Below are 17,313 nucleotides of genomic sequence, written 5' to 3'. Positions count from 1 at the left end.
GTAGGGTGGGGCCATGACGGTTCTCCCAGCCCGTCGTCTGCTCCTGGTGCACGCGCACCCCGACGACGAGTCGATCAACAACGGCGCCACCATGGCCAGGTACGCGGCGCAGGGCGCGCTGGTCACCCTGGTGACCTGCACCCTCGGCGAGGAGGGCGAGGTCATCCCGCCCGGGCTCGCCCACCTGGCTCCCGACCGGGAGGACCGGCTCGGCGCCCACCGCGTCGGCGAACTCGCCGCCGCCATGAAGGAGCTGGGCGTCACCGACCACCGCTTCCTCGGGGGCCCCGGCCGCTTCCGCGACTCCGGGATGATGGGCGTCGAGCAGAACCGGCGCGAGAACGCCTTCTGGAACACCGACGTCGACACCGCCGCCGCGTACCTCGTCGACATCGTCCGCGAGACCCGCCCGCAGGTGCTGATCACCTACGACCCCGACGGCGGCTACGGCCACCCGGACCACATCCAGGCCCACCGCGTCGCCATGCGCGCCGCGGACCTGGCGGCGGACGCCTCGTACCGCCCCGACCTCGGCCCGGCCCACTCCGTCGCGAAGATCTACTGGAACCGGGTCCCGCGCCCCGTCGCGGAGGCCGCCTTCGACCGGCTGCGCGCCGCCGGCACCGACTTCCCCGGCATCGCCGCGATCGGCGACGTCCCCGGAGTCGTCGACGAGGCCCTGATCACCGCCGAGATCGACGGCGGCCCGGACGGTGCGGCACGGAAGGTCGCCGCGATGCGGGCCCACGCCACCCAAATCGCCGTGGACGGACCCTTCTTCGCCCTCTCCAACGACCTGGGCCAGCCGATCTTCACCACGGAGTACTACCAGTTGGTGAAGGGCACGCCGGGCGCACCGGCGGGCGTGCGCGAGACCGACCTCTTCGCGGGGGTGGTGACGCCGTGAGCATCCGTGTCGTCTGGTACGTCCTCCTGCTCGTCCTCGGCGCCCTCGTCGGCGCGGCGGGCTCCCTCGCCCAAGCCGCCTGGCTGCCCGGCGGATTGATCGTGGCGCTGCTCGCCACCGCGGGCGTCTTCTACGGAGGTCTGCGGGCCACCGACACCCAACTGGGCCTGCTGGCGCCCGGGGCGGGCTGGCTCGGCGCCATCGTGCTGCTCGGCCTCGGACGGCCGGAGGGCGACGGCGTCTTCGCGGGCGGTGTCGCGGAGATGGTCTACCTCCTCGGCGGCATGGCCATCGCTGTGATGTGTGCCACCCTGTCGCGGCTTCCCCGACCTGCCCCGTGAACAGGCCGACATGAGCGGAGCTTCTGTGAAGGGCTGCCCGGACTTCGGCCGGAATGCCCCGTGCTCGATCCCCCGTCGTCGGGTGCCTGGCGGCGACGGCCAGTATGGTGGTGCGCGCCGCCGAGCCGCCCGGGTACACGAGCACCAGCAAGAGCGGGCGGTGGAGCCAACCGGGAGAACCTGCTTTGAGTCGTGAAACTGGTCGAGAGACTGACAGTTCGTCCTCCGGCGCCCAGGGGCGCGGTGGAGCCGCGTACCCGTCGGGTACACCGCCGTACGGATCCCGTCAGTATCCGTCGCTCCACCCCACGCAGGACGGGTCCGACAACACGCCCGGCGCCGCTGCCGCGCCCGCACCGCCGCAGCCGGAGGAGCCGAAGACCGAGACCACGCTGACCACCCGGATCCGGATCAACATTCCGGGTTCGCGGCCCATCCCGCCCGTGGTGGTCCGCAAGCCGGTCGGGGAGGCGGAGCCCGAGGCACCCGAGCGCGAGCCGGCCGCGGAGGCGCCCGCGGCACCCGCTCCCGCCCCGGCCCCGGCGCCCGAGGCTCCGGCCGCCGCGGAGCCGAGGCCCACGGCGGAGGACAAGCCCGCCAGCGACTGGTTCGCCCCGCGCAAGCCGGCCGCTCCCTCGGCCTCGGCGCCGGCCGCCACCCCGGCCGCGCCCCCCACGCCGTCGGCGCCGCCCGCGTCCCCCGGGTCCTCCGGCAGGGGCGCCGGCCCCGGCGGCGGTCCCGGCCCCGGCGCGCCCCGCCGTACCCCGGCCCCCGGCGGCCCGGCCCGCGGTTCCGGGTTCGCCGGCCCCGCGACCGGCGGCATCCCGACGGTCGGCGGCGCCTCGATCTCGGCGACGCCCGCGGGCGGTACGCCGATGTACCTCACGACGCCGCCGCAGGACGAGGCCACGTACGGCCCCGACGGCGCCCCGTACCCCCCGTCCGCCCCGCAGCAGCCGACCGGCCCGACCACCGGGCCCGTCACCGGCAGCAGCCCGATGGGCGCCGGTCCTTTGGGCGCCGGTCCGGTGGCCGGCGGTCCGGTGGGTGGCGGTCCCGTGGGCGGCGGTCCCTTCCCGGGGACGCCGCGCATGTCGGAGGACACCGCCGTCCTGACCCCGCAGAGCCCGGCCACCGTCGCCCCGCCCGCTGCGGGCCCCGGCGGCGGCCATGTCTCCGGAGACACGCTCACCAGCGGTATCCCCGTCGTGCCTGCCGGTCCCTCCGGCCCCTCGGGCGCGGACCGGGGCTTCTCGGCCCCCGAGGTCGTCGGTGGCGCACCGGCGGCGCCCGCCGCTCCCCGGACGGCGTCGCCCGCCGCCTCCGCCCCGGCGAAGAAGGGCCGCTCGAAGCTCGTCCTGGTCTTCGCCGGTCTCTTCGGCATCGTCGGCGTCGCCTACGGCGCCGGCCTGCTCCTCAACCACTCCGACGTCCCCAAGGGCACGACCGTCCTCGGTGTCGACATCGGCGGCGGTACGAAGGACGAGGCGGTCGACAAGCTGGAAGCCACCCTCGGCAAGCGCGCCCTCGTGCCCCTCAAGCTCAGCGTCGACGGGAAGACGGTCGAGCTGGCCCCGGACAAGGCCGGTCTCACCCTCGACAGCCAGGAGACCGTCCGCGCCGCCGCGGGCAGCGACTACAACCCGGTCTCCGTGATCGGCTCCCTCTTCGGCGGCGAGCGCGTCGCCGAGCCGATGATCCCGGTCGACGAGGAGAAGCTGGCGGTCGCCCTCAGGGACGTGTCCGGCACGTCCGGCTCGGTCACCGAGGGCACGATCAGGTTCTCCCCGAACAAGGTCACCGCCGTGCCGGGCAAGCCGGGCAAGGGCCTGGACGTCGCCCGATCGATGATCTTCGTCAGGGACGCGTTCCGGGCCCAGGTCCAGACGGGCACGTCGAAGGCCGTCGAACTGCCCGTCGTCACCCGCGAGCCCACGATCACCCAGGCCGAGCTGGACCGGGCGATGAAGGAGTTCGCCCAGCCCGCCATGTCCGGCGTGATCACGATCAAGGCCGGCTCGAAGCAGATCGACTTCGGCCCGGCGCGGTCGCTGCCGCAGATCCTCTCCATGAAGCCCGTCGACGGCCGCCTGGTGGAGGTCTACGACAAGCAGGCGATCGAGAAGCTCCTGGACGGTGTCTTCGACGGCATCATGATCACCAAGGGTGACGGCAAGAAGCACCAGGTCTCCGCCGACGACGTCGCCTTCGTGATGCGCGACGCCCTGATGGGCAAGACCAAGGCCGAGCGGACGAAGGTCATCGACCTCACCGGCCAGGGCTGACGTTCCGCACGCGTCGACCGAGGAGCCCCACCCGGAGGACAGGCCGGGTGGGGCTCCCGTCTTCCGCCCGTCACCAGTTCCCGCCGTACCGCTGCTTCTTCGCCCGCAGCCAGTCCTGGATCTCCCTGGTCTCGCGGGGCGAGGCGGGGCGCAGGTCGTCGGCGCGGACGGTGGCGGCGAAGCGCACGAACCGCACGCGCCGGTGGACTCCGTCCACACCGATGACCTTGCCGGGGCCGTAGACGTCGGTGCCGGTATGGGCGACGAAGGTGCCGGGGCCGTAGGGGGTCTGCATCGTGAGCCTTTCGCTCCGCGTAGTCGTCCGGTCGCACAGGGCGTGGATCACGTTACGCTCAGTGAGGCCCCCCTCGCGCCAACGCGACCAGCACGTCGAGAACGGCGCGGCCGCTCCCCGAGGCTCAGGGACCCGGGGCGAGGCCCCCGTCGGCGCCGTGCGGTTCAATCGGCCCATGACCGACACCCTCGGGACCTCACGGACCTTCGTCGACCTCGGCGCGGTGACGGCCCCTTCCGGAGTCCTGGCGGACCATCCCGCCCTGGACCGGCCAGGACGACGAGGCGCAGTGAGCGAGACCCCTAGGGCGGGCCAGGCGTCGCGGGACAGGCGGGACTTTCGCCACGCGCCCTAGTTCAACAGCGCCCGCGCCGCCTGCGCCCTGTGGCGGATCGAGGCCGCCGCGCTCGGCTCGACCGCGTCCACGACCGAGGCGTACGCCTCCATCTCCGCCGCTCCCGCGAGGAACTCGCCGCGCTGCACCAGCAGTTCCGCGTGCTCGTAGCGCAGCCGCGCCGGGTGCGAGGGGAGCAGCAGGGACAGCTCGACCGCCCACAGCGCCACCCCCGAGCGCTCCGGCCGCGGGGAGGCCCAGGCCCTGATGTTGTTGAGGATGCGCAGCACGATGTCCAGCGGGTCCGCGGGGCGCAGCATGGAGGGCTCCAGGGCCTCCCCCGTCGCGCCCGCCACCAGCAGCTCCGCGTCCACGCCCGTCATCCTGCGGCCGCCCGCGAAGGGGTCCGCCAGGACCTGGGTCGCCGGGTCGCCGAAGCCGACGACGAAGTGCCCGGGCAGGCCCAGCCCGTAGACCGCCGCTCCGGCCCGCCGGGCGACCTCCATCCAGACGACCGACAGCAGGATCGGCAGCCCCCGCCTCCGCCGCAGGACCTCGTGCAGCAGCGAGGACTCCAGACGCTGGTAGTCGGCCGGGGTGCCCTGGAAGCCGTACCGGCCGCCGAGCAGCCGGCCCAGCGCCGCCACCCACTCCTCGGGGTTCCGCACGCCGTAGGGCAGCTCACCGGCCAGCCGGTCCAGTTCGATCTCCGCCGCGTCGAGGTCGGCCTCCGTCACCGTCTCGTCCGCCACCGCCCCGATCAGCAGGCACAACCGGGCCAGGTCCGGGCGCTCCGCCCGGACCTCCTCGGCGAACTCCGCCCGCCAGTCGGTCATGCCTCCGCCGCTCGGTAGTGGTGGTAGTGGTGATGCACCCCGAAACCCATGCCCTCGTACAGCGACCGTGCCCCGCCGTTCTCCGTCTCCACCTGGAGCCAGGCCGCCGACGCGCCCTCGTCGAGGGCCCGGCGGGCGAGCGCCGCCATGACGGCCGTGCCCAGCCCCCGGCGCCGGAGCGCCGGATCGACCTCCACCGCCATGAAGCCGGCCCACCGGCCGTCCACCACACAGCGGCCGATCGCCGCCGGTATGTCTCCCGTGCCCGGTACGGATGCGAACCACACACTCGGACCGCTGGAGAGGACGCTCAGCACATGGGGGCCGGGCACACCGAACCGCTGGTACCGCCGGAGCCAGGAGTCGTCCACCGAGCGGGCCAGCCGGACGGACGAGACGTCCGCGTCCAGGTCACCGATCGGCGCGAGCCCAGCGATCCGTACCTCCGCCGAGACCTCCGGCCGCCAGCCGCGCTCCTCCAGCTCCGCGCAGAGCAGCTCCTGCGTGCCCTCCGCACCCGTCGCCGTCTGGACGTACGCCGGGAGGTCCCGCCGCGCGTACCAGCCACGCACCCGCTCCAGCGCGGCGTCCAGCGCGAGCCCGGGATCCCCGAGGGGAAGCACGGAGTTGGCCCGGCGGGTGAATCCCGCCGCGGCGCGCAGCGTCCACTCGCCGAGCCGCTCGCTCTCCACCGGCTCCCACGCGCGCGCCGTCACCCGCGCGAGCTCCTCGAACGAGGCGGCGGGCCCCCGCCTGCGGGCCGGGGCGGCGGGCACGACCTTGCCCGCGACCAGGGCGGATTCCGCGATCCGGACACTCTCGCCGGTCCTGCGTGTGATCAGCAGCACACCCGCGTCCCATGATGTGAGAACGCCGACCGCGTCGGTGAACCGCTCGCCCGGGGCACCGGAGTCCGTCACGTACCGAACTGAGACACGTTTTCCCACGTCAACCGGGGTAATACGCACCTCAAGGCGCCCTCCAGCGGTGAATTCCACGGCTTCTCCGCCCCTCCTGTTCGGATCGACCCCAAGAACGGAGATACTAGGGGCGGGCATCGACGACGCCGCGCTCCCGCGCAGACCAGCCCTACCGAGGAGGAACGACAGCGTGACCTACGTCATCGCGCAGCCTTGTGTCGACGTCAAGGACAAGGCTTGCATCGAGGAGTGCCCCGTCGACTGCATCTACGAGGGCTCCCGGTCCTTGTACATCCACCCGGACGAATGCGTCGACTGTGGTGCTTGTGAGCCGGTCTGCCCGGTCGAGGCCATCTTCTACGAGGACGACACCCCGGAGGAGTGGAAGGACTACTACAAGGCGAACGTCGAGTTCTTCGACGAGCTCGGTTCGCCCGGTGGTGCCTCCAAGCTCGGCCTGATCGAGCGCGACCACCCCTTCATCGCCGCTCTGCCGCCGCAGAACGGCTGAGCCACCCCGCCCCCGGTCCCGTACGGCCTCGCCCGCTGTACGGGACCGACGCGTTTCGCCGACGCGTTTCCCCCACGCGTCACCCCGTACGTACGAGGAAGTGAGCCAACTCGTGAGCGCAGTCTCGGGCGCAGTCTCTTCGCGCCTGCCCGTCTTCCCCTGGGACAAGCTGGAGCCGTACAAGAAGACGGCGGCCGCCCACCCGGACGGCATCGTGGACCTGTCCGTGGGCACGCCGGTCGACCCGGTTCCCGAGCTGATCCAGCGGGCGCTGGTGGCGGCGGCGGACTCGCCGGGCTATCCCACGGTGTGGGGCACCACCGAGCTGCGGGACGCGCTGACGGGCTGGTGCGGGCGGCGTCTGGGCGCGGTCGGGCTCACCCACGGGAACGTGCTGCCGGTCGTCGGCTCCAAGGAGCTGGTGGCGTGGCTGCCGACCCAGCTGGGGCTCGGCGCCGGGGACCAGGTCGCGTACCCGCGCCTCGCCTACCCGACGTACGAGGTCGGCGCGCGGCTCTGCGGGGCGGAGCCCGTCGTCTACGACGACCCGGTCGCCGACCTCGACCCGGCCGCGGTCAGGCTGCTCTGGCTCAACTCGCCCTCGAACCCCACGGGCAAGGTCCTGGGCAAGGACGAGCTGACCCGGATCGTGGCCTGGGCGCGCGAGCACGGCATCCTCGTCTTCTCAGACGAGTGCTACCTGGAGCTGGGCTGGGAGGCCGACCCGGTCTCGGTGCTGCACCCGGACGTCTGCGGCGGTACGTACGAGGGCATCGTCGCCGTCCACTCGCTGTCCAAGCGCTCCAACCTGGCCGGTTACCGCGCCGCGTTCGTCGCGGGCGACGCCGGCGTGCTCGCCGAGCTGCTGCTGATCCGCAAGCACGGCGGCATGATGACTCCCGCCCCGGTCCAGGCCGCGACGGTCGCCGCCCTGGGGGACGACGCGCACGTGGCCGCGCAGCGCGAGCGGTACGCGGCCCGGCGGACGGCCCTGCGGACGGCCCTGGAGACGCACGGCTTCCGGATCGAGCACAGCGAGGCGAGCCTCTACCTGTGGGCGACCCGCGACGAGCCGTGCTGGCAGACGGTGGCGTACCTGGCCGAGAAGGGCATCCTGGTCGCGCCCGGCGACTTCTACGGGGCGGCGGGGGAGCGGTTCGTCCGCGTGGCCTTCACCGCGACCGACGAGCGCGTCGAGGCGGCCGTCAAGCGCCTGGGCTGACGTCGTACGGACGCGGGAGGGCCCGGGGAGCGTGATGCTCCCCGGGCCCTCGCGTGTGCCGGGACGCGCCGGGACGCCCCGGCTGCGCCGGACGTACCCGGAGAGGTCAGCCGCCGAGCGGCAGGCCGCCCAGCGACGGCGCGCCACCGGCCGGAAGGCTCTCGCCGAGGGCGCCGGTCGACGGGGCGCTCTCGGTGGCCGCGCCGGCGGTCTCGCCGACGACCTCGCCCGCGGTGCCCGTGGTGTCGCCCGCGGCCTTCTGCGCGGCCGGGGTGGCGGTCTTGCCCGCCGTGCCCACGGTCTTGCCGGCGGCCGGGACGGCCTTGCCGACGGCCTTGCTGCCGGTGTCGCCGACCGTGTCGGTGGCGGTCTGCGAGGCACCGTCGACGGTGTTGCCGACCCCGGCGCCGTCCAGGCTGGAGATGCCGGAGAGTGCCCCGGTGGGCGCGACGCTGTGGTCCATGGCGCTCGCGGAGCCGGCCGCACCGACCACGGGGGCTGCTCCGGCCGCCACGAGAAGTGCGGCGCGGGCGATCCGACGGGTCAGGGGGAGGGACATGGTGCTCCTTCGACGGAGAGGACGTTCTGACGCCGTGACAACCGAGACGGGGGAGGGAGAGGTTGCGGAGGCCGAAGGTAAAGGCTCTGTAATGCATCGCATTATCAGGCGGGGAGGAAAGCGGACGAAGGCGCTGAAGATCGAACCCTGCTGAACCGTCACTTCCCTTGTGCCGCAAGGGGAGTCATGTCGGTGTGCGGGGCAGGGACCGAGAACATGGCGAATGACTCGGCCGAGTGAACCCGCGTACGTGTGCTCGACTACTGCGCGAGCCGTATGCGCACCGTGCCGTCACCCGGGGTGGTGGCCTTCGTCCACGACCCCGAGACGTCGCTCGCACGCCAGACCTTGTCCGCGTACGAGACCTCCACGATCCGCAGCTCGTCCGCCCGCGCCACGGCCCAGTGCGCCAGCTCCCAGCCGCGCTGCGCGTCCGTGCCGGTGGTCGCGAGAACGGGCACGGAGAGCACCGCGGGGGCTCCGCTCCCGTTCGCCCCGGCGCCGCCCGCGCCCTCGGCGTCACCACCGGCCGTCGTCCTCGGGGCGGCCTTCCCGCCGAAGTCCCGCGCCAGCTCCGCCCGCACCTTCGCCGGGTCCCCTGGCCGCCCCTCCGGCACCGCGCTCGTCGTGCAGCGGAGGGACGCGGCCGAGCGGCCCGTCAGCGCGGCCGCCAGCAGCGCCGCGTCCGGCTCGTGCTTCGCGTACGCCTGCGGGAAACCGCTGCGCTGCACCTTCTGCGCCGCCACGGTCAGCGGCAGCCGCGAATACCCCGGAACCTTCGCGAGACCCTCGTAGAACTTCCCCGAGGAGTACACGGGGTCCAGGATCTGCCGCGGGGTGCCCCAGCCCTGCGAGGGGCGCTGCTGGAAGAGGCCGAGCGAGTCACGGTCGCCGTGCTCGATGTTGCGCAGCGCCGACTCCTGGAGCGCCGTCGCCAGCGCGATGGTGACCGCGCGCTCGGGCATCCGGCGGGTGGTGCCCACGGCGGAGATGGTGGCCGCGTTCGACGCCTGCTCCGGCGAGAACTCGTACGTGTTCTCGCCACTGCCCACACTGCACCGCGGCGCGCCCTTGGAGCCCGTGACGTAGTGCACGGCCACATAGGCGGCCAGACCGAGAAGCACGACGAAGGCGGCCGTGAACCTCGCGAGGCGGCCGTGGCGGGAGCTGCGGGAGGGGCGGATGGGCTCGGACACGGGGCCCACCGTACTGGAGGCCGGGTTAGGGTCGGCACATGGCTGACAACGCTCCCCTCGACCTCACGCTGGACGGTCCGGCGCTCACCGCCGCGCTCGTCGACTTCCCCTCCGTCAGCGGGACAGAGGAGCCGCTCGCCGACGCGATCGAGCAGGCCCTGCGGACCCTGCCGCATCTCACCGTCGACCGGTACGGCAACAACGTCGTGGCCCGCACCCGGCTCGGCCGCGCGGAGCGGGTCGTCCTCGCCGGACACATCGACACCGTCCCGATCGCCGGCAACGTGCCCTCGCGCCTCGACGAGAACGGCGTCCTGTGGGGCTGCGGCACCTCCGACATGAAGTCGGGCGTCGCCGTCCAGCTCCGGATCGCCGCCACCGTCCCCGAGCCCAACCGCGACCTCACCTTCGTCTTCTACGACCAGGAGGAGGTCGCCGCGCACCTCAACGGCCTCGGGAAGGTCGCCGAGGCGCATCCCGACTGGCTGGAGGGTGACTTCGCGGTCCTCCTGGAGGGCTCGAACGCCGAGGTCGAGGGCGGCTGCCAGGGCACCCTGCGCGTCCTCCTGCGGACGGAGGGCGAGCGTGCCCACTCCGCACGCTCCTGGATGGGCTCCAACGCCATCCACGCGGCGGCCCCCATCCTCGCCCGGCTCGCCGCGTACGAGCCCCGCAGGCCGGTCATCGACGGCCTGGAGTACCACGAGGGCCTGAACGCCGTACGGATCGAGGGCGGCGTCGCCAACAACGTGATCCCCGACGCCTGCACGGTCGTCGTCAACTACCGCTACGCCCCCGACCTCACGCAGGCCGAGGCCGAGGCGCACGTCCGCGAGGTCTTCGCGGACTGCGGGGTCGCCGAGTTCGTGGTCGACGACCACAGCGGCGGCGCCCTGCCGGGCCTCTCGCACCCGGCCGCGGCGGAGTTCATGAAGGCGGTCGGCGGCACCGCCCACCCCAAGTTCGGCTGGACCGACGTCGCCCGCTTCAGCGCCCTCGGCGTCCCGGCCGTCAACTACGGCCCCGGCGACCCCATCTACGCCCACAAGGTGGACGAGCACGTCATCGTGGACCGGATCGTCCACTGCGAGGCCCGGCTCCGGGACTGGCTCACCGCCTGACTGCCGTAATTTCGCATTTCGTCACCTCTGTGGACCTACCCTGACCGAACCAGAAGATCAGTGGATCGGTGGAGGGAGCAGGCCATGGGTATCCCAGAGGGAGCGTCGAAGCCCGAGGAGCAGAGGCTGGGACCGGTGCTCAGGCGCAGGGACCAGATCCAGCCGGGAACCACGGATCAGCGTCTGCTGGACACCGAGGGCGACTCGGAGTGGGTGCACACCGACCCCTGGCGGGTCATGCGCATCCAGTCCGAGTTCGTCGAGGGCTTCGGCGCCCTCGCCGAACTGCCGAGCGCGATCAGCGTCTTCGGTTCGGCCCGCACGAAGCCGGACTCGCCCGAGTACGAGGCCGGCGTGCGGCTCGGCCGGGCGCTGGTCGAGGCGGGCTTCGCGGTGATCACGGGCGGCGGCCCGGGCGCCATGGAGGCGGCGAACAAGGGCGCGCGGGAGGCCAAGGGCATCTCGGTGGGCCTGGGCATCGAGCTGCCCTTCGAGCAGGGGCTCAACCCGCACGTCGACATCGGCGTGAACTTCCGTTACTTCTTCGTCCGCAAGACGATGTTCGTGAAGTACGCGCAGGGCTTCGTGGTCCTCCCGGGCGGCCTCGGCACCCTGGACGAGCTCTTCGAGGCCCTCACGCTGGTCCAGACGCGCAAGGTGACCCGCTTCCCGATCGTGCTCTTCGGCACGGAGTACTGGGGCGGCCTGGTCGACTGGCTGCGCGACACGGTGGTGGCGGGCGGCAAGGCGTCCGAGCGCGACCTGCTGCTGTTCCACGTGACGGACGACGTGGACGAGGCGGTCGGACTGGTGTCGAAGGAGACGGGCCGGTAACCCTCGGGGGACCGCTCCACGGGACCGGGTGCCCCACGGGCGGCCCGGCCCCGCGGCCCCCCGGCTCCGCGGCCCCCCGGCCCCCTGGTCCCGCCATACCGCCTCAGGCGAGCCCGCGCCGGGCCACCGCGGGCGGCCGGTGCCCCGCGATGGACGCCACCATGTCCAGCACCTGCCTGGTCTCCGCCACCTCGTGCACCCGGTACACCCGCGCCCCCAGCCACGCGGACACCGCCGTCGTCGCCAGCGTCCCCAGGACCCGCTCCTTGACCGGGCGGTCGAGGGTCTCCCCGACGAAGTCCTTGTTCGACAGGGAGACCAGCACCGGCCACCCCGTCTCCGTCATCTCGCCCAGCCGCCGGGTCGCCTCCAGGCTGTGGCGGGTGTTCTTCCCGAAGTCGTGACCCGGATCGATCATGATCCCGTCCCGCCGCACGCCCAGCTCGACCGCCCGCTCGGCCAGGCCCACGGTCACCCGCAGGATGTCGGCCATCACGTCCTCGTACGCGATCCGGTGCGGCCGGGTCCGCGGCTCCGCGCCGCCCGCGTGGGTGCAGACCAGACCGGCGCCGTACCGGGCGGCGACCTCCGCGAGCCGCGGATCCACCCCGCCCCAGGCGTCGTTCAGGACGTCGGCGCCGGCCTCGCAGACCGCCTCGCCGACATCGGCCCGCCAGGTGTCGACGCTGATGACGACGTCCGGATGCCGACGCCGCACCTCCGCGACGAAACCGACCGTGCGGCGCGCCTCCTCCTCCGCCGTGACCTCCTCGCCGGGACCCGCCTTCACCCCGCCGATGTCGATGATCGCGGCCCCCTCGGCGACCGCCTGTTCGACGCGGGCCAGGGCCGGCTCGTCGCGGAAGGTGGCGCCCCGGTCGTAGAAGGAATCGGGGGTCCGGTTGACGATCGCCATGATCACCGGCTCGTGCGGCCCGAATTCACGCCGTCCCAAGCGCAGCATCCCTTTTGTCCTCCCTCGCGTCCGTTCGCCTGCGACCCTAACTGTCGGTGGCGCATGGCACGATCGGCACCGGACGGTTTCCACTCCGGGGAGAGGCGCGCTGGTGTTCTGGTTCTTGCTGATCGCGATGGTCGTGGTCGTGGCGGCGGTCACCCTCGCGGTGGTCGGCGGAGGCGACAGCGAGGTGCTGCCCGAGGTGGCACCGGAGCAACTGGTGGACCCCCTGCCGGCGACCCGGCCGGTCGGCCGCGCCGACATCGAGGCGCTCCGGCTGCCGGTGACCGCGCGGGGTTACCGCATGGCGGACGTGGACGACGTCCTGTCGCGGCTGGCCGCGGAGCTCGCCGAGCGGGACGCGCGGATCGCCGAGCTGCAGGCCGTACTGGCCGGGGGGAACGACGGGCCGGGCCCGTCGCTCCGGAAGGACGAGGACCGATGAGCGGCGGGGCGATCCCCGGGCCGGACGGCGCGCCGCGCTGCCCCTGGGGCCTGTCGACCGAGGACTATGTCGCGTACCACGACGAGGAGTGGGGCCGCCCGGTCCACGGCGACGACGCGCTGTTCGAGCGGCTGTGTCTGGAGGCGTTCCAGTCGGGCCTCTCGTGGATCACGATCCTGCGCCGCCGCGAGGGCTTCCGGCGGGCCTTCGCCGATTTCAAGATCGCCTCGGTGGCGGAGTTCGGCGAGGCCGACCGCGAGCGGCTCCTCGCGGACGAGGGCATCATCCGCAACCGCGCGAAGATCGACGCGACCCTGGCGAACGCCAAGGCGCTGGCGGCGTGGACCCCCGGCGAGCTCGACGCCCTGATCTGGTCGTACGCCCCGGACGCGGCGAACCGCCCGGCGCCGCTGACCCTCGCCGACGTCCCGGCCGTCACGGACGAGTCGACGGCCCTGTCCAAGGCCCTTAAGCAGCGCGGCCTGCGGTTCATCGGCCCCACGACGGCGTACGCCCTGATGCAGGCCTGCGGCCTCGTCGACGATCACCTGCGGGACTGCGTGGCCCGGGGCGGCCGCTGACGCCGACCCCGGCCACCGCCGGTGTCACCGGCCGACGTACCGCGGCTTCTCCTTGGCCAGGAACGCCCGGACCGCGATCGTGTGGTCCTCGGAGGCGCCCGCCGCCGTCTGGAGCTCGTCCTCCTTCTCCAGCGCCTCGGCGAGCGAGTGGTCCGCCCCGTACGCCACCGACTCCTTCAGCGCCGCGTAGGACACCGTCGGGCCCGCGGCAAGGGTGCGGGCGACCTTCAGGGCCTCCTGCGCCAGGTCGGCGGCCGGGACCAGTTTGTTCACGATGCCGAGCTCGTACGCCTCCTGGGCACTGATCGAGCGCGGGAAGAGCAGCAGGTCGGAGGCGCGGCTCGCGCCGATCAGCCGGGGCAGCGTCCAGGACACGCCGGAGTCGGCGGTGAGGGCGACACCGGCGAAGGACGTGTTGAACGCGGCGGTGTCGGCGACCACCCGGTAGTCCGCCGCCAGCGCGAAACCGAAGCCGGCCCCCGCCGCGACCCCGTTCACGCCCGCCACCACCGGCTTCTTCATGCCGGTCAGCGCCCTGACGATCGGGTTGTAGTGGTCCCGGACCGTGTTCATCGTGTGCCGCGTCCCGGACTCCTGGTCGGACATCAGCAGACCCACGTGTTCCTTGAGGTCCTGACCCACGCAGAAGGCCCGGTCGCCCGCCGCCGTCAGCAGAACCGCCCGTACGGCGGTGTCCGCCGCGGCCGCCTCCACCGCGTCCCGCAGGGCGACCTTCGCCTCGACGTTCATCGCGTTCATGGCCTCGGGCCGGTTGAGCGTGATCGTGGCGAGTCCGTCGCTCACTTCGTACAGCACGGTGTCGGCCATCGCGGCTTCCCTTCGCGTTCTTGAGACTCTGACCGGCTCAGCATGGCGGAGATCACGCACCCCGTGCATGTGACCTGCGTCAAAGACCGAAGGCGCGCGGGGGGCGAAGAGGCGGCGCAGTATCGCAGGCCGATCGCCGAAATGGACGGTTTTGCGGAAGCGCGTTGCGGAAGCGATGCAACCCGATGTTGGTCATCGGGTCCTGTGATGCGGGATAATGACCTGGAAGCAATGTGTTCGATGCCGGTGACGTGTGCTCCCGATCAGGGGCCGTCGGCTGACGAAGAGCTGGTTTCAGGAAGGGGAACAAGCATGGCGGCCATGAAGCCGCGGACGGGCGACGGCCCGCTCGAGGTGACCAAGGAGGGGCGGGGCATCGTCATGCGCGTTCCGCTCGAAGGCGGCGGTCGGCTTGTCGTCGAGCTGACCCCGGACGAGGCCGAAGCCCTCGGCGACGCCCTGAAGCAGGTAGTCGGCTGACACGACAAGCCAGGATTGTCCGCTCCTGCCCCGGCACGGTACACACCGTGCCGGGGCAGGAGTGTGTAGGGGGTCTCCCGCCCCGCGGGCCACGGGCCCCGGTTCCCCGGGGTGCGCGCGGGGCTCAGCCGCGCCGCACCGCGCACAGCAGGCCGTCGCCCACCGGCAGGAGCGTCGGCAGCAGCTCCTGGCTCTCACGCACGGTCCGCAGCAGCTCGCGCACCCGCAGGACCTCCGCCGGCTGGGCCGCCCCGTCGACCGTGCGGCCGTCCGAGAAGACGCCCTCGAAGCAGACAAGACCCCCCGGTCGCAGCAGGCGCAACGATTCAGCGAGATAGTCCAGGGACTCCAGCCGGTCGCCGTCGCAGAAGACGAGGTCGTACCCGCCGTCCGCGAGCCGCGGCAGGACGTCCAGGGCCCGGCCCGGGATGAAGCGCGCCCGGTTCCCGGCGAAGCCCGCCGCGCGGAAGGCCGTCTTCGCGAACTGCTGACGCTCGGGCTCCAGGTCCACCGTCGTCAGGACCCCGTCCGGGCGCATCCCGTGCAGCAGGTAGATCCCGGACACGCCCGTGCCGGTACCGATCTCGGCCACCGCTTTCGCGTCCGCCGTGGCGGCCAGCAGGCGCAGGGCGGCGCCGGTGCCCGGAGACACCGAGGGCAGCCCTGCCTCCCGGGCCCGGTCACGGGCCCAGCGCAGCGCTTCGTCCTCGGCGACAAAGGCGTCGGCGAACGCCCAGCTCGTCTGCCGGTTGGCGGTAATGGCCCTCTCCTGTCCCCGTAGTTGGCGCAACGGTGACTGTATCCGCTGCGCGCGGGAACCCGCAGATGGGACCGCGCGTTCAGAGAAGGCGGGACGCGATGCGGAGCACTGGGCGAGCCGGTCCCAAATTCTCGTAAAGATTCTTATCCGGAGCTAACGGGCGGGGTGGCTATGGTAGGGGCTCCACTGGACACCACCAGAGCCGACAGGGGAGGTGCGGCTGCGCCTGTGGATCGGGGAGGAGTGCTTCGGCGTCTTCTCAGGTCGGCGGGTGAGCCGAAATCCGTGACCGACACCGCTGACCGAATCCACACCGCCGACTCCGCTCCCACCACCGCGACCTTCGCATCGGATGCGGAATCGCAGGCGTGGACTCCGCCCACCTGGGAGGAGATCGTCAGCACGCACAGTGGCCGGGTCTATCGCCTCGCCTACCGGCTGACCGGCAACCAGCACGACGCCGAGGACCTCACCCAGGAGGTCTTCGTCCGCGTCTTCCGCTCGCTGTCGACGTACACGCCGGGCACCTTCGAGGGCTGGCTCCACCGCATCACCACCAACCTCTTCCTCGACATGGTCCGCCGCAAGCAGCGGATCCGTTTCGACGCGCTCGCCGACGACGCGGCCGAGCGGCTGCCCAGCCGCGAGCCCTCGCCGCAGCAGGCGTTCAACGACACGCACTTCGACGCCGACGTCCAGCAGGCCCTCGACACCCTCGCGCCCGAGTTCCGGGCCGCAGTCGTCCTCTGCGACATCGAAGGACTCTCGTACGAGGAGATCGCCGCCACGCTCGGCGTGAAGCTCGGCACCGTCCGCAGCCGGATCCACCGCGGGCGCTCGCACCTGCGCAAGGCGCTGAAGCACCGCTCTCCCGAGGCCCGGGCGGAGCGCGCGCTGGTCGCCGTCGGCTGGGAGGGCGGTACGGCGTGAACACACGTCCTGCCGGCCCGACCCCCGCGGAGCATCACCTCGGGGACCGCCTCGCCGCCCTGGTCGACGGAGAACTCGGCCACGACGCCCGCGAGCGGGTTCTCGCGCACCTCGCGACCTGCGCCCGATGCAAGGCCGAGGCCGACGCCCAGCGCAGACTGAAGAGCGTCTTCGCCTCCACCGCGCCCCCTCCGCCCTCGGCGGGGCTCCTGGCCCGTCTCCAGGGGCTGCCCGGGGGGCCCGGTGACCCGGGGGGTGACGACCGTCGGGGGGGACCCTTCGACGAGCTCTTCGGCCTGACCGGTCCCGGCGGAGCCGGGGGCGTGAAGTCCGACGGCTTCGCCACGGCCGCCGTCTCCTCCCCGCACTCCGGCTTCCGCATCCACGAGGTCGGCGGCCGGCCCGACCACGACCGGACGCCCTGGCGCGGTCGGCGCTTCGGGATCGCCGCGGCCAGCGCGGTCTCCTTCGCCGCCATCGCGCTCGGCGGCGCCCTGCCGCTGGAGTCCTCGCCGAACGTCGGGGCGCGCGGCGAGGGCACGGGCAGCACCGTCACTCCGCTGCGCGCCGCCGCCTCCGGCGGCCCCGGCACCAACCCGGGCTCCGGCGCCGGGACGAACGCGGGCACGCCCACCGGCCGGGGCGGGCGGTCGGGGGAGCGGTCCGTCACCGACTCCTCGGTGAGCCCGTTCGGCGCGGGCGCGGCGACCCCCGGGATCGTGGCCCCCGGGCCGCTGGTGCCCGGTGGGACGACCCCCGCCGTGGCGAGCCGGACGCAGCACCCGGCTCCGCCGTCGCTGCTCGCGCTCTCGCCGTTCGTACGTCCCACGGGACCGGCCCTGCACCTGGCGTTCGCGGCCGGGGCCGACGCGCTGGGCCGGCCGGGCGCCCACCCCGCGCCGACGAAGCTCACGGCCACGAGTTCGTCGACGATCCCGCTCACCTCCCAACGCTGACCCGGGACCTGGTT

Annotated in this window: 20 protein-coding genes; 12 read left to right on the top strand and 8 right to left on the bottom strand. The window is 73.1% G+C overall.

Going from position 1 to position 17,313, the window contains the following annotated elements:
- Positions 1-13 precede the first annotated feature (13 nt).
- The 3 genes from mshB (at position 14) to ACZ4VW_RS01995 (ending at position 3,533) form a co-directional block, all read left to right on the top strand.
- Positions 14-907, top strand: coding sequence for an N-acetyl-1-D-myo-inositol-2-amino-2-deoxy-alpha-D-glucopyranoside deacetylase (gene mshB / locus ACZ4VW_RS02005; protein WP_467957393.1), 894 nt, complete (start codon positions 14-16; stop codon positions 905-907).
- On the top strand, positions 904-1,248 hold the full coding sequence (locus ACZ4VW_RS02000) for a DUF6113 family protein (RefSeq protein ID WP_467957391.1): 345 nt from the start codon (positions 904-906) through the stop codon (positions 1,246-1,248). The genes mshB and ACZ4VW_RS02000 overlap by 4 nt, the downstream gene beginning before the upstream one ends.
- A gap of 185 nt (positions 1,249-1,433) precedes the next feature.
- On the top strand, positions 1,434-3,533 hold the full coding sequence (locus ACZ4VW_RS01995; RefSeq protein WP_467957390.1) for a peptidoglycan binding domain-containing protein: 2,100 nt from the start codon (positions 1,434-1,436) through the stop codon (positions 3,531-3,533).
- A 70-nt stretch (positions 3,534-3,603) separates the two neighbouring features.
- Here ACZ4VW_RS01995 and ACZ4VW_RS01990 read toward each other — a convergent pair whose 3' ends face one another.
- From ACZ4VW_RS01990 to ACZ4VW_RS01980, 3 genes are all read right to left on the bottom strand, one after another.
- Positions 3,604-3,828 (bottom strand): hypothetical protein, encoded by a 225-nt coding sequence (locus ACZ4VW_RS01990; protein ID WP_467957388.1) that lies wholly within the window; start codon positions 3,826-3,828, stop codon positions 3,604-3,606.
- A gap of 351 nt (positions 3,829-4,179) precedes the next feature.
- Positions 4,180-4,998, bottom strand: coding sequence for a transglutaminase family protein (locus ACZ4VW_RS01985; protein ID WP_467957386.1), 819 nt, complete (start codon positions 4,996-4,998; stop codon positions 4,180-4,182).
- Positions 4,995-5,996 (bottom strand): GNAT family N-acetyltransferase, encoded by a 1,002-nt coding sequence (locus tag ACZ4VW_RS01980; RefSeq protein ID WP_467957384.1) that lies wholly within the window; start codon positions 5,994-5,996, stop codon positions 4,995-4,997. The genes ACZ4VW_RS01985 and ACZ4VW_RS01980 overlap by 4 nt, the downstream gene beginning before the upstream one ends.
- 112 nt (positions 5,997-6,108) lie before the next feature.
- On the opposite strand from ACZ4VW_RS01980, the gene fdxA reads away from it, so the two are divergent.
- Together fdxA and dapC are read left to right on the top strand one after the other, a co-directional pair.
- Positions 6,109-6,429: a ferredoxin gene (gene fdxA, locus ACZ4VW_RS01975; RefSeq protein ID WP_003985062.1), complete on the top strand. Its 321-nt coding sequence runs from the start codon at positions 6,109-6,111 to the stop codon at positions 6,427-6,429.
- A gap of 112 nt (positions 6,430-6,541) precedes the next feature.
- Positions 6,542-7,651 (top strand): succinyldiaminopimelate transaminase, encoded by a 1,110-nt coding sequence (gene dapC / locus ACZ4VW_RS01970; RefSeq protein ID WP_467957382.1) that lies wholly within the window; start codon positions 6,542-6,544, stop codon positions 7,649-7,651.
- A gap of 106 nt (positions 7,652-7,757) precedes the next feature.
- On the opposite strand, the gene ACZ4VW_RS01965 is transcribed toward dapC, so the two are convergent.
- Both ACZ4VW_RS01965 and ACZ4VW_RS01960 read right to left on the bottom strand, forming a co-directional pair.
- The gene (locus ACZ4VW_RS01965) at positions 7,758-8,210 is read right to left on the bottom strand and encodes an ATP-binding protein (RefSeq protein ID WP_467957380.1); all 453 of its coding nucleotides are present in this window, start codon (positions 8,208-8,210) and stop codon (positions 7,758-7,760) included.
- A gap of 260 nt (positions 8,211-8,470) precedes the next feature.
- Positions 8,471-9,415: a VldE C-terminal domain-containing protein gene (locus ACZ4VW_RS01960; RefSeq protein ID WP_467957378.1), complete on the bottom strand. Its 945-nt coding sequence runs from the start codon at positions 9,413-9,415 to the stop codon at positions 8,471-8,473.
- Between the two features lie 29 nt (positions 9,416-9,444).
- Here ACZ4VW_RS01960 and dapE point away from each other — a divergent pair, with 29 nt between their 5' ends.
- Positions 9,445-10,527, top strand: coding sequence for a succinyl-diaminopimelate desuccinylase (gene dapE, locus ACZ4VW_RS01955; protein ID WP_467957376.1), 1,083 nt, complete (start codon positions 9,445-9,447; stop codon positions 10,525-10,527).
- Positions 10,528-10,611: 84 nt separating this feature from the next.
- Positions 10,612-11,361, top strand: a complete 750-nt coding sequence (locus tag ACZ4VW_RS01950; protein ID WP_467957374.1) for an LOG family protein — start codon at positions 10,612-10,614, stop codon at positions 11,359-11,361.
- 103 nt (positions 11,362-11,464) lie between these two features.
- Here the strand turns inward: ACZ4VW_RS01950 and folP are convergent, their stop codons facing one another.
- Complete coding sequence (gene folP, locus ACZ4VW_RS01945; RefSeq protein ID WP_467957372.1) at positions 11,465-12,325, bottom strand: dihydropteroate synthase; 861 nt, start codon at positions 12,323-12,325, stop codon at positions 11,465-11,467.
- Between the two features lie 103 nt (positions 12,326-12,428).
- Here folP and ACZ4VW_RS01940 point away from each other — a divergent pair, with 103 nt between their 5' ends.
- Positions 12,429-12,764: a DivIVA domain-containing protein gene (locus tag ACZ4VW_RS01940; protein ID WP_467957370.1), complete on the top strand. Its 336-nt coding sequence runs from the start codon at positions 12,429-12,431 to the stop codon at positions 12,762-12,764.
- Positions 12,761-13,345 carry a DNA-3-methyladenine glycosylase I gene (locus tag ACZ4VW_RS01935; RefSeq protein WP_467957368.1) on the top strand — a complete coding sequence of 195 codons (585 nt, stop codon included), beginning with the start codon at positions 12,761-12,763 and terminating at the stop codon, positions 13,343-13,345. The genes ACZ4VW_RS01940 and ACZ4VW_RS01935 overlap by 4 nt, the downstream gene beginning before the upstream one ends.
- Positions 13,346-13,369: 24 nt before the next feature.
- Here ACZ4VW_RS01935 and chcB read toward each other — a convergent pair whose 3' ends face one another.
- Positions 13,370-14,173: a 2-cyclohexenylcarbonyl CoA isomerase gene (gene chcB, locus ACZ4VW_RS01930; RefSeq protein ID WP_467957367.1), complete on the bottom strand. Its 804-nt coding sequence runs from the start codon at positions 14,171-14,173 to the stop codon at positions 13,370-13,372.
- A gap of 312 nt (positions 14,174-14,485) precedes the next feature.
- Here chcB and ACZ4VW_RS01925 point away from each other — a divergent pair, with 312 nt between their 5' ends.
- Entirely contained in the window at positions 14,486-14,653 is a 168-nt protein-coding gene (locus tag ACZ4VW_RS01925; protein ID WP_006346801.1) for a DUF3117 domain-containing protein, read from the top strand.
- A gap of 124 nt (positions 14,654-14,777) precedes the next feature.
- Here ACZ4VW_RS01925 and ACZ4VW_RS01920 read toward each other — a convergent pair whose 3' ends face one another.
- The gene (locus ACZ4VW_RS01920; RefSeq protein WP_467957364.1) at positions 14,778-15,443 is read right to left on the bottom strand and encodes an O-methyltransferase; all 666 of its coding nucleotides are present in this window, start codon (positions 15,441-15,443) and stop codon (positions 14,778-14,780) included.
- A gap of 141 nt (positions 15,444-15,584) precedes the next feature.
- Between ACZ4VW_RS01920 and sigE the strand changes: the two genes are divergently transcribed.
- Positions 15,585-16,343, top strand: coding sequence for an RNA polymerase sigma factor SigE (gene sigE, locus ACZ4VW_RS01915; RefSeq protein WP_467957362.1), 759 nt, complete (start codon positions 15,585-15,587; stop codon positions 16,341-16,343).
- Positions 16,340-17,299, top strand: a complete 960-nt coding sequence (locus ACZ4VW_RS01910; protein ID WP_467957360.1) for an anti-sigma factor family protein — start codon at positions 16,340-16,342, stop codon at positions 17,297-17,299. Before sigE ends, ACZ4VW_RS01910 begins: the two co-directional genes overlap by 4 nt.
- Positions 17,300-17,313 lie beyond the last annotated feature (14 nt).

Source organism: Streptomyces sp. NPDC029139 (assembly GCF_055564335.1).
Note: the sequence above shows the minus strand (reverse complement) of the source record. Positions and strands in the feature narration are given on the sequence as shown.